The 4,145-nt window shown below is 71.8% G+C and carries 3 protein-coding genes and 1 rRNA gene; 2 read left to right on the top strand and 2 right to left on the bottom strand.

Translation table 11 applies throughout. The annotated features are described in order from the left end of the window. Positions 1-80: 80 nt before the first annotated feature. The gene (locus L615_RS13785; protein ID WP_145725433.1) at positions 81-683 is read right to left on the bottom strand and encodes a hypothetical protein; all 603 of its coding nucleotides are present in this window, start codon (positions 681-683) and stop codon (positions 81-83) included. Positions 684-739: 56 nt separating this feature from the next. Beyond that, positions 740-2,125: a serine/threonine-protein kinase gene (locus L615_RS13780; protein ID WP_145725432.1), complete on the bottom strand. Its 1,386-nt coding sequence runs from the start codon at positions 2,123-2,125 to the stop codon at positions 740-742. Positions 2,126-2,250: 125 nt separating this feature from the next. Here L615_RS13780 and tyrS point away from each other — a divergent pair, with 125 nt between their 5' ends. Together tyrS and L615_RS13770 are read left to right on the top strand one after the other, a co-directional pair. Continuing rightward, a complete protein-coding gene (gene tyrS, locus L615_RS13775; RefSeq protein WP_145725431.1) occupies positions 2,251-3,522 on the top strand; it encodes a tyrosine--tRNA ligase in 1,272 nt (423 codons plus the stop codon). Between the two features lie 562 nt (positions 3,523-4,084). Further along, positions 4,085-4,145: ribosomal RNA gene (locus tag L615_RS13770) — 16S ribosomal RNA — on the top strand; the annotation flags it as partial.

Raw genomic sequence — 4,145 nt, 5'->3', positions numbered from 1 at the left:
CCTCGAGCTCCTCGGCGGTGACGGGCTCCTCGGTGGGTCCCGCGTCCGGTGGCGGGCTCGTGGTTTCTTCGTCGCGGGCGTCAGCGCTGCGGGAGCTCGTCGCCGCCCGACCCGACGACGAGCAGCAGCGCCCCGACCAGCGCGAGGGCCGCGACGACCACGCCGGCGACCAGGAGGGGGCCACCGCGGGCTCGGCCCTCGGGCGCAGCGGCCGCCGGGGGCGCGACCCGGGCGCGCAGGTAGTCCGCCACGTCCCCCATGGACGGGCGCTCCCGTGGGTCGGCCGCCATCGCCAGCTCCGTGACCGGGGCCAGCCAGCCGGCGTCGCGGACGATGCCCGCGACCGTTGCACCGGTGCCCGGGGCCGCCCCGGTGGTCACGAAGCGCAGCACCGCGGCAAAGGCCCACACGTCGTCGGCAGCGGGGTGGGGCCGGAACCCCGCCGTCGGGTCCGGCGGCGTGTACGTCGGGTCCGGCACCACGTCGGCGCGGTCGGCCAGGTGGGCGCTGCCGTGCGCGTCCACGCGGACCGCGTCGGGGGAGAGTGCCCCGTGCGCCCGGCCGGACCGGTGCAACCGGGCCAGGTCGTCGGCGACGGGCAGCAGGAGGCGCGCGGCGTCGTCCGGCCCGAGGACGCCGCGCGTGCGCACCCGGTCCGCCAACCGGGCGTCGTGCTCGCTCACCTCGCCGAGGCTACCCAAGGCGGGGCCGCTCGCCGGGACGTCTCGGCAAGGGTTCGCTACTCGGCGCCGGCGATCAGCAGGTCGCCGTCGTGCTCCTCGAGCACGAGGGTCACCTCTTCGGTCCGACTGCCCTCGCGCGGCAGCTGGTAGCGGTAGGTGTAGGTCACCGTCATCGCCGCCGGGTCCGCGCTGATCCTCAGGATCCGCGGGTTGCGCATCGGTCCCCAGAAGTCGGCGTAGTCCGGGCTGGCCTTGCGGTAGGCCGGTGTCAGCATCCGCAACCCGGCCGAGGGGTCGGTGTCGGCGGTGCGGACGTAGCTGCGGGCGAACTCCTCCAGCTGCTCCGCCGTCGGCGCGGGCTGCTCCGTCGGTCCGCTGCTCTCGGACTGGGCCACCCCCTCGGTCGTGGTCGTCGTCGCGGACGCCGGCGGATCGCTGTCGCCGCCGCCCTGGAGTGCCAGCACCGCGATCGCGGCGACCGCGGCGGCGGAGCCGGCCGCGATGGTCGTGGCGACGCGGCTGCGGTGCCGGCGCTGCTCGGGCAGCGGGGCGGGTGCGTAGCCCGGGGGCGGGTACGCAGGAGGCGGCGGGGGAGGCGGGGGCACCGGCGGCAGGGCCATCGTCTGCTCCGCAGCGGCCCGGCCGGTGCGCTCCAGGCGGTCGCGGACGTCGCGCATCGACGGCCGGGCCTCCGGGTCGTGCTGCATGGTGTCGGCGATGAGGGGKGCGAGCCAGTCGGCATCGGGGACGACCGGCGGGTCCTCGGTGACGATGCGGTGCACGACGGCGAACGGGCCGTTGTCCATCCCGTCGCGGTGGTACGGCGGCCGGCCGGTCAGCAGGTGAACGAGCGTCGCGCCGAGCGCCCACACGTCGCTGGCCGGCGTCGCCTGCCCACCGCGCGCGACCTCCGGCGCGAGGTAGGCGGGGGAGCCGGTGACCATCCCGGTGGCCGTCAGCGTCGCGTCGTCGGCGCCGCGCGCGATGCCGAAGTCGGAGAGCTTCGCGCCACCGTCGCCCGGCGAGAGGATGTTCGACGGCTTCACGTCGCGGTGGACGATCCCGAGCTCGTGGGCGTGCGCGAGCGCGTCCGCCACGGGGGCGACCAGCCGCGCGGCCTCGTCCGGGCTGAGCGGCCCGGCCTCGCGGACCACCGTCGAGAGCGGCGGGCCGTCGACGTACTCCATGACGAGCCAGGCACCCTCCTCGTCGATCGCGAGGTCGTAGACCGCGACGACGTTGGGGTGGCCGAGCTGCGCCGCGAGGCGCGCTTCCCGCTCGACCTGGGCAGTGTGGCCGTCGTACCCGGGACCGGGGCCGGTGCGCTTGACCGCCACCGGGCGGCCGAGCAGCTCGTCGTGGGCCAGCCAGACCGCGCCGCTGGCACCGTGCCCGACGGCTCGCCGCAGCGCATACCGGTCTGCCACCCGTCGCGTGCTCATGGTCCTTGCACGGTACCCGCGCCCACGCCCGTGAACCCATTGGAGAGGTCCTCGTCGGATGCGGCACCCTTAGATGGTCAAGCTGGACGCCTGCGTCCACGGCCCTCAACGGAAAGAAGTACGACGTGTCCGTCGACCCGACCCTCCTCGACGACCTCGAGTGGCGCGGCCTGCTGGCCGAGTCCACCGATCGCGACGCGCTGCGCGCAGCGCTGGCCGAGGGCAGCGTCCGGTTCTATGTCGGCTTCGACCCGACGGCGCCCAGCCTGCACATGGGCAACCTCGTCCAGATCCTCACCGCGATGCGGCTCCAGCGCGCCGGCCACACGCCGTTCGCGCTCGTCGGTGGGGCGACCGGCATGATCGGCGACCCGCGTGACAGCGGGGAGCGCACGCTGAACTCGTCCGAGACCGTCCAGGAGTGGACCGCACGGGTGCGGGCGCAGATCGAGCCCTTCCTGTCCTTCGAGGGCGACAACGCCGCGACGATGGTCAACAACCACGACTGGACGCAGGGACTGTCGGTCATCGAATTCCTGCGCGACATCGGCAAGCACTTCCCGGTCAACCGGATGCTCGCGCGCGAGACCGTGAAGCGCCGCCTCGAGTCGGGCATCAGCTACACCGAGTTCTCCTACGTCCTGCTGCAGTCGATGGACTTCCTGACCCTCTACCGCGAGCGCGGCGTGACGCTGCAGTTCGGCGGGTCCGACCAGTGGGGAAACCTCACCGGTGGTGTGGACCTGATCCGTCGCGCCGATGGCGGGCACGCCCACGCCTTCGCGACGCCGCTCATCACCAAGGCGGACGGCACGAAGTACGGCAAGACCGAGGGCGGCGCGCTCTGGCTGGACCCGGACCTCCTCGCGCCGTACGCCTTCCACCAGTTCTGGCTCAACGTCGAGGACGAGAAGGTGGGCGAGCTGCTGCGCGTCTTCACGTTCCTCTCCCGCGAGGAGATCGCGGACCTGGAGGCGCGGCACGCGGAGAAGCCCTTCCTGCGCGAGGCGCAGAAGGTGCTGGCCGACGAGGTGACCACGTTGGTGCACGGCGCGGAGGAGACGGAGAATGCCAAGGCGGCCGCGCAGGCCCTGTTCGGCACCGGCGACATCACCAGCCTCTCCGCCGCGACCCTCGAGGCCGCCCTCGCCGAGGCCGGCTCCGTCGACCTCGACGCGGGTGCCGGGATCCCCGACGTGGTCGAGCTGCTGACCCTCACCGGCCTCGCCAAGTCCAAGGGGGAGGCGCGGCGCACCGTCGCCGAGGGCGGCGCCTACGTCAACAACGTGCGCGTCGACGACCCCGAGCACGTGCCCGCGGCGAGCGACCTCATCGACTCGTCGTGGCTGGTGCTGCGCCGCGGCAAGAAGCGGTTCGCAGGCGTGCGCGTGCGCTGACAGCCGCAACGAACACCCCGCCAGGGAGGCCCGTCCACGGGCCTCCCTGGCGTGCTTTTCAGGCGTGGAGCCGGGGCTTCCCAGGCGCCCGGCAGCGGCTCTGGAGGGGCGCCCGGAGAGCCCTCTGGAGGCGTGTGGCCCGGGTCACGTCGTTTCGATTTGTGCTTCTGCTGGGGAGTGCGTAATGTTCTCTTCGTCGCCGAGAGCGGCGGGAAGCAAGACGGCGGTCAGCCGGAGGGCTTCCGGCTCCGCGACCACCAGCCCCGAGAACCAGCTCGGAGCCCCGGTCAGAAAAGCAAGCCTTGCGGGTTTGGTACAGACCAGGACGAAGGACTAACCTTCGGGGCGCACATCAGCACGAGGAAGAACCGGCAACGGGAAACCTCGCAGCGTGTGATGTTTGAGAACTCAACAGTGTGTCATGCATAGATTCGATTGTGACGTTTGTGTATGCATTGGCGGATCGGCTGGCTCTTCGGGGTTGGTTGTKMTGTKGATGTGACTTGTCAATGAATGATTCTGTGACTTTATTGTCAGCAGTTTCTTTGTTGGGATTGATTTTCTTATGGAGAGTTTGATCCTGGCTCAGGACGAACGCTGGCGGCGTGCTTAACACATGCAAG

The organism is Nocardioides sp. J9 (genome assembly GCF_007829375.1).
In the GTDB taxonomy this organism is placed as follows: Bacteria; Actinomycetota; Actinomycetes; order Propionibacteriales; family Nocardioidaceae; genus Nocardioides.
This window is presented reverse-complemented; position numbering and strand designations above follow the sequence as displayed.